Below are 5,790 nucleotides of genomic sequence, written 5' to 3' on the forward strand. Positions count from 1 at the left end.
GGGCCACCGGGCTCGTCGTCGACGCCGGGCTCGACGCCGACTCGACCGTCTACCTCGCCATGCCGATGTTCCACGCCGGCACCATGGCCGGGCTGACCCGGCCCGACCTCAGAACCAGACCTTGCGCCCGCCGACGGGGCGGCCGGTGCGGCCGAGGACCAGGAAGATCACGCCCAGGATCAGCAGGATCGCGCCGATGTAGTAGAGCAGGGACAACCCGGTCAGGAAGCCGACCACGAGAAGTATGAGTCCGAGGATGATCACGGCGTCTCCTTCGACGGCCGGGCACCCTGTGCGCCCGGTGGTGATCGCTTGTACCCGGATGGGTGATCATCCATGCGCTCGAAGGTCACGATCCGGCGACGGTGCGCGGCGTGAGGGTCCGTGCACCCCCGGCGTTGCGGCGGGCAGCCGAGCAGCGGAGCGGCCACTCGACCGGGCGGCCCGGTCAGCCGCCCTCGATCCACACCGTCTTGGCGTTGACGAAGGTCCGCGGGCCGAACTCGGCGAGCTCCCGGCCGTAGCCGGAGTTCTTGGCGCCGCCGAAGGGCACCTCGGGCGTCGACTCGGTGAACCGGTTGACGTAGATCATCCCGGTCTCGATCTCCCGGACGAGCCGCTGCTGCTCGGCCTCGTCGTTCGTCCAGGCGCTGCCGCCGAGGCCGAAGGGCGAGTCGTTGGCGATGCGGATGGCGTCGTCGAGGTCCTGCGCGCGCCACACGGTCGCGACGGGCCCGAACAGCTCCTCACGGTGCGCGGGCGAACCGTCGGGGATGTCGGCCAGCACGGTCGGCGGGTAGTAGAAGCCCGGCCCGCTCCCCGGCTCCCCGCCCGTGACGACCGTGGCGCCCGCCGCGACCGTGTCGCGGACCTGCTGGTCGAGCGTCTTCACCGCGTCGCCCGACGACAGCGGGCCGACGTCGGTGTTCTCGTCCATCGGGTCGCCGACCGTCAGCGCCGCCATCGCCTCGCCCAGCTGCCGGGTGAACTCGTCCGCGACGTCCGTGTGCACGATGAAGCGCTTGGCGTTGATGCAGGACTGGCCGTTGTTGAGGGTCCGCGAGGTCACGGCGTTGCGGACGGCGGTGTCGAGGTCGGCCGAGGGCATGACGACGAACGGGTCGCTCCCGCCCAGCTCGAGCACGCTGGTCTTGATCTGCCGGCCGGCCGCGGCGGCCACCGCGCGGCCCGCCGGCTCGCTGCCGGTCAGGGTCACGCCGCGGACCCGGTCGTCGGCGATGACCTTCTCGATCTCCGACGAGCCGACCAGGAGTGTCTGGAACACGTTCTCCGGGAACCCGGCGCGCAGGAACGCGTCCTCGATGGCCAGGGCACACTGCGGCACGTTCGACGCGTGCTTCAGCAGCCCGGTGTTGCCCGCCATCAGCGCGGGGGCGGCGAACCGGAACACCTGCCAGTACGGGAAGTTCCAGGGCATCACCGCCAGCACGGGTCCGAGCGGCTCGAACCGGGTGAGCACCCGGGCCCCCTCCACCGCGTGCGGCACGTCGGCGAGCATCCCCTCGGCGTTGTCCGCGTAGTAGCGGCATCCCTTCGCGCACTTGTGCACCTCGGCGACAGCCGAGGCGTAGGTCTTGCCGACCTCCAGCGTCGCGAGGCCCCCGAGTTCCTCGGCGTCCCCGTCGAGCAGGGCGGCCAGGTCCCGGAACAGGGCGGACCGGCGCTCCATCGGCACGTCCCGCCAGTGCCGGAACGCGTGCGCCGACGCCATGATCTTCGCGTCGAGCTGCTCGGCGGTGAGCGCGTCGAAGGTCTTCAGCCGGTCGCCGGTGCTGGGGTCGATCGTCGCGATGGCCATGTCCGACGGGTACCGCGGCGGCGCCGGTTCATGCCACGTTCCGGGATGGACCGGGGAGTTCCGGGAAGTCCCCCCGCATGGAGACCGAACTGACCCTGCGGGTCGACGGCGCCACCCACCACCTCCGCGTCGACACCCGGACCTCGCTGCTCGACGCGCTGCGGCAGCGGCTCGGGGCCACCAGCCCGAAGAAGGGGTGCGACCACGGCCAGTGCGGCGCGTGCACCGTGCTCGTCGACGGCCGCCGCATCCTGGGCTGCCTCGCCCTCGCCGTGGCCCACGACGGCGCCGAGGTCACGACGGCGGCCGGGCTCGCGCCGGGCCCGGACGAGGACCACCCCGTGCACCGCGCGTTCGTCGACCACGACGCCTTCCAGTGCGGCTACTGCACGCCCGGGCAGGTGTGCTCGGCCGTCGGCGTGCTCGACGAACTGGAACGCGGCTGGCCCAGCGCCGCCACCGCCGACGTGGCGGGCGGGCCGGACCTGGGCGACCCGGAGGCCGTCGACCGCGAGATCGCGGAACGGATGAGCGGCAACCTGTGCCGCTGCGGCGCCTACAAGGGCATCCGCGCGGCGGTGGCCGAGGTGGCGGAAGGGGTGCGCCGATGAGGCCCTTCGCCTACGCCACCCCGCCCGACGCCCGCGAGGCCGTCCTCGCCGTGGCCGAGCGGCCCGACGCCGCCTTCCTCGCCGGCGGCACCAACCTCGTCGACCACCTGCGGCTGGGCGTGGCCCGGCCCGGGCTGCTGGTCGACGTCACCGCGCTGACCTCCGCCGAGATCGAGGACCTGCCCGACGGCGGGCTGCGCATCGGCGCCGCCGTGCGCAACTCCGACCTCGCGGCCGACCACCGGGTCCGCGGGCGCTACCCGGTGCTGGCCGAGGCGCTCCTCGCCGGCGCCTCCGGGCAGCTGCGCAACATGGCCACGACCGGCGGGAACCCGCTGCAGCGCACCCGCTGCGTGTACTTCCAGGACGTCACGACGCCGTGCAACAAGCGCGAGCCCGGCTCGGGCTGCACCGCGATCGGCGGGGCCACCCGCAACCACGCGATCCTCGGCGCCTCCGAGCACTGCATCGCCACCCATCCGTCGGACATGGCGGTGGCGCTGGCCGCCCTCGACGCGCAGGTCCAGGTGCTCGGGCCGGACGGGGACCGCACCGTGCCCCTCACCGACCTGCACATCCTGCCCGGGGACACCCCCTCGCAGGACACCGTGCTCGCGCACGGCGAGCTGATCACCGCGATCGACCTGCCGGAGGCGCCGATCGCCGCGCGTTCCCGGTACCGGAAGGTGCGGGACCGGGCCTCGTACGCCTTCGCCCTGGTGTCCGTGGCCGCCTGCCTCGACGTGGCCGGCGGCGAGATCCGCGACGCGCGGGTCGCGTTCGGCGGGGTCGCGCACAAGCCCTGGCGGGCCCGCCGGGCCGAGGAGGCGCTGCGCGGCGCCCCGGCCACCGACGAGTCCTACCGCGCCGCCGCCGAGGCCGAACTGGCCGACGCCCGCCCGCAGGAGGGGTTCGACGGCGGCAACGCGTTCAAGATCCCGCTGCTCACCGGGACGTTGGTGAGCACGCTGCGCGCGCTGGCCGGAGAGGAGGCCCGCGCATGACCGCCACCCTGGAACCGAGGGCCATCGGGCAGGATCTCCCCCGCCGCGACGGCGGCGCGAAGGTCCGTGGCACCGCCGTGTACGCCGACGAGACGCCGGTCGCCGACCCGCTGTTCTGCCGGATCGTGCAGGCCACGATCGCGCGGGGGCGCGTGACCGGGGTCGACGCCGCCGAGGCCACTGCCCTCGACGGCGTCGTCGGGGTGCTGACCGGCACGGACGCCGAGCGCCTCGCCTCCACCGACGACGCCGAGCTCGCCGTGCTGCAGGGCACGGAGATCGGCTTCCGCGGGCAGATCGTGGCCGCGGTGCTGGCCGAGACGGACGAGGTGGCCCGCGAGGCCGCGGACCTGGTGCGCGTGACCTACGCCGAGGAGGAGGCCGACGCGCTGCTCTCGGCCGACCGCGACGACCTCTACACCCCGGAGTCGGTCAACCCGACCTATCCCCCGGACACGCACGAGGGCGACATGGCGGCGGCGATGGCCGGGGCCCCGGTGACGCTCGAGCAGACGTACACGACGCCGATGCACCACAACAACCCGATGGAGCCGCACGCCACGACGGCGCTGTGGGAACCGGGACCGGGGGACGACGGGCACCTCACCCTCTGGGACTCCACCCAGGGCGTGCACCCCGTCCGGCAGACCGTCGCGCCGATCTTCGGGCTGGAGCCCGAGCAGGTGCGGGTGGTGTGCCCGTACGTCGGTGGCGGGTTCGGGTCGAAGGGCACCCCGCACGCCAACGTGATCATGGCGGCGATGGCGGCCCGCGCGGTCCCCGGCCGACCGGTCCGGCTCGCGCTCACCCGCCAGCAGATGTTCTCCCTCGCCGGCTACCGCACCCCCACGATCCAGCGGATGCAGCTCGCCGCCGAGCGGGACGGGACGTTGCGCGGCATCGCGATCGACGTCGTCGAACAGACCTCGCGGATCAAGGAGTTCGCCGAGCAGACGGGCGTGCCGACCCGGAACATGTACGCCGCGCCGAACCGGCGGACCACGCACCGGCTGGCGGCGCTCGACGTCCCGGTCCCGTCGTGGATGCGGGCGCCGGGCGAGTGCCCGGGCATGTTCGGCCCCGAGGTGGCGATGGACGAGCTCGCCGCCGAGCTGGGCCTCGACCCGGTCGAGCTGCGGATCCGCAACGAGCCCGAGGTCGACCCGGAGACCGGGAAGCCGTTCTCCTCGCGCAACCTCGTGGCCTGCCTGCGCGAGGGCGCAGCGCGCTTCGGCTGGGCCGGCCGCGACCACCGCCCCGGCCTGCGCCTCGAGGACGGGTGGTGGGTCGGCACCGGCGTGGCGGCGTCGGTCTACCCGACGATGCGGATGCCGAAGTCGACGGCCACGGTCACCTACGACGGCGGCCGGTACATCGCGCGGATCGGCGCCGCCGACCTCGGCACCGGCACCTGGACCGTGCTCCCGCAGATCGCCGCCGACGCACTCGGCGTACCGGTCGAGGACGTCGACGTGCTGATCGGCGACACCGACCACCCCGAGGCCTCGGTGGCGGGCGGCTCGTCCGGCACCACCACGTGGGGATCGGCGCTGGTCGAGGCGGTGCGGGAGTTCCGGGACAAGTACGGGGACACGCCGCACGACGGCGACGGGGCGTCCGGGTCGGTGAACCCGAACGCGGCCGAGGAGGACTACGTGATGTCGGCCTTCGGCGCCCAGTTCGCCGAGGTGCGGGTGCACGCCGACACCAGCGAGGTCCGGGTGCCCCGGCTGTACGGGGTGTTCGCGGCGGGGCGGATCGTCAACCCGCGGCTGGCCCGCTCGCAGTTCCTGGGCGGCATGACGATGGGGCTGGGCATGGCCCTGCACGAGCAGAGCCTGCTCGACCCGCGCACCGGCCACGTCGTCAACCACGACCTGGCCGAGTACCACGTGCCGGCCAACGCCGACGTCGGCGACCTGCAGGCGCACTGGGTCGACGAGGACGACCCCTACGTCAACGCCATGGGCTCCAAGGGGATCGGCGAGATCGGCATCGTCGGGACGGCCGCGGCGGTGGCCAACGCCGCCTGGCACGCCACCGGCGTGCGGGTGCGGGACCTGCCCGTCACCCTCGACCGGGTGCTGCCGGCGCGCTGAGCCGCGCGCCGCCCGGGTCCGTGTCGGCGAGCGCGTCGAGCAGGATCCGGGCGGCACGGGCCGTGTCCACCGCGGGCGACCAGTCCAGCTCGCGGCGGGCCCGGCCCGTGTCCATGGCCGGGGTGTCGACGGCCAGGTCGAACCAGCCCGTGGTCGCGCCGAGCAGGTGCAACCGGTTCAGCAGGCCGAGCACGCCCCGCACCAGCGCCCGCGGCACGGGCACCGGACGGGCGCCGGCGACGGCCGCGAGCTCCCGG

Annotated in this window: 5 protein-coding genes and 1 pseudogene; 3 read left to right on the forward strand and 3 right to left on the reverse strand. The window is 74.2% G+C overall.

Going from position 1 to position 5,790, the window contains the following annotated elements:
• Positions 1-108 precede the first annotated feature (108 nt).
• The gene (locus tag AB0B41_RS42475) at positions 109-264 is read right to left on the reverse strand and encodes a hypothetical protein (RefSeq protein ID WP_197040567.1); all 156 of its coding nucleotides are present in this window, start codon (positions 262-264) and stop codon (positions 109-111) included.
• Between the two features lie 184 nt (positions 265-448).
• Complete coding sequence (locus tag AB0B41_RS42480) at positions 449-1,819, reverse strand: NAD-dependent succinate-semialdehyde dehydrogenase (RefSeq protein ID WP_358212825.1); 1,371 nt, start codon at positions 1,817-1,819, stop codon at positions 449-451.
• Positions 1,820-1,896: 77 nt separating this feature from the next.
• Here AB0B41_RS42480 and AB0B41_RS42485 point away from each other — a divergent pair, with 77 nt between their 5' ends.
• The 3 genes from AB0B41_RS42485 to AB0B41_RS42495 are packed head-to-tail and all read left to right on the forward strand — an operon-like array spanning position 1,897 to position 5,533.
• Positions 1,897-2,430, forward strand: coding sequence for a 2Fe-2S iron-sulfur cluster-binding protein (locus AB0B41_RS42485; protein ID WP_358212826.1), 534 nt, complete (start codon positions 1,897-1,899; stop codon positions 2,428-2,430).
• Positions 2,427-3,434: a xanthine dehydrogenase family protein subunit M gene (locus AB0B41_RS42490; RefSeq protein ID WP_358212828.1), complete on the forward strand. Its 1,008-nt coding sequence runs from the start codon at positions 2,427-2,429 to the stop codon at positions 3,432-3,434. Before AB0B41_RS42485 ends, AB0B41_RS42490 begins: the two co-directional genes overlap by 4 nt.
• The gene (locus AB0B41_RS42495; RefSeq protein ID WP_358212829.1) at positions 3,431-5,533 is read left to right on the forward strand and encodes a xanthine dehydrogenase family protein molybdopterin-binding subunit; all 2,103 of its coding nucleotides are present in this window, start codon (positions 3,431-3,433) and stop codon (positions 5,531-5,533) included. Before AB0B41_RS42490 ends, AB0B41_RS42495 begins: the two co-directional genes overlap by 4 nt.
• On the opposite strand, the pseudogene AB0B41_RS42500 reads toward AB0B41_RS42495, so the two are convergent.
• A pseudogene (locus AB0B41_RS42500) lies at positions 5,502-5,790 on the reverse strand (NAD-dependent epimerase); the annotation flags it as partial. The gene AB0B41_RS42495 and the pseudogene AB0B41_RS42500 sit on opposite strands and share 32 nt — an antisense overlap.

It is taken from the genome of Pseudonocardia sp. NPDC049154 (genome assembly GCF_040648315.1).
Classification (GTDB): Bacteria; Actinomycetota; Actinomycetes; order Mycobacteriales; family Pseudonocardiaceae; genus Pseudonocardia.